Here is a 995-nt window from a genome sequence, read left to right on the forward strand (position 1 = left end):
AACCTCTGGGCTCGCCTCAAGGAGTGGCGCGCTGTCGCAACCAGATATGAAAAAACAGCAACGTCGTTCCTCGCGGTCATCCACATCGCTGCCGCAGCAGACTGGATCAAGCCCTAACAGGCCCTAGGCCTCCTTAGTGCCATTGCTGGTGCTTATGCGGAGAATGTGCCGGTCCTTGTTCTCTCAGGCGCACCTCCGGAGTACGCGTCTAGATCCGGAGCCCTCCTTCATCACACCCTCGCGGATGGCAACTATACAAACGTTCTTAAGGCGTTCGAGCAATTTACCTCAGCCCAGAGTACTCTCACCGCCCAAAACGCTGGAACCGAATTGCTACGACTCATCAAAGTCGCATGGACTATGAAGCTTCCAGTTTATGCACAACTTCCATCCGATATAGTTGACGCACCTAGCGAGCGAAACACTCCCACGCCGAATTATTGTTTTCCAAGTTCTGATAAAACAATACTTTCAAATGTCATAAATTTTTTCGTCCATCGCTTAGAGCGTGCTCACTCCCCCGTCATTTTAATTGATGCCCTTGCGGACCGTTATGGGGTAGTTTCTGACATTCTCCGGATCATCGAAAAATGGAGCTTGCCCTATGCCGTTATGCCGACAGCAAAAGGGACTTGTCCCGAGGATAGTTCCCTCTATTTGGGGGTATATTTCGGGCAAAAATCACGTAACGGGTTGTTCGAACTCATCGGTCAATCGGATCTCGTCATAGGCATCGGTGTCCGTTTCGTGGATTCAACGTCTGCGTGGTTCTCGCAACGTATTCGGGCGGACGCGTGGGTCAATATTGAAGCGACACAAGTTGTCTCTTTCAAACAGTCCTTTGAGAATGTCGAAATCACAGAATTAGTTGGAGGGATCGAAGAACCCTTGATTGATGTGCTTGGCCGGTAATTTCTGGGTTTTGGCGATTTGATTGACGGTTTTTGCGATGGCGTCCAGTCTGCGTTTTGAGCAGATTGGGAGTTGTCTCTCGC

General features: G+C 50.2%; 2 protein-coding genes. Both read left to right on the plus strand.

What is annotated here, in order from left to right:
• Window positions 1-117: transposase (locus KMAL_RS16685; RefSeq protein ID WP_018308590.1), on the plus strand; the 117-nt coding region annotated here is incomplete at its 5' end.
• A gap of 243 nt (window positions 118-360) precedes the next feature.
• Entirely contained in the window at window positions 361-912 is a 552-nt protein-coding gene (locus KMAL_RS16690) for a hypothetical protein (protein ID WP_146044267.1), read from the plus strand.
• Window positions 913-995 lie beyond the last annotated feature (83 nt).

The sequence above is a fragment of the Novacetimonas maltaceti genome, from assembly GCF_002906255.1.
In the GTDB taxonomy this organism is placed as follows: Bacteria; Pseudomonadota; Alphaproteobacteria; order Acetobacterales; family Acetobacteraceae; genus Novacetimonas; species Novacetimonas maltaceti.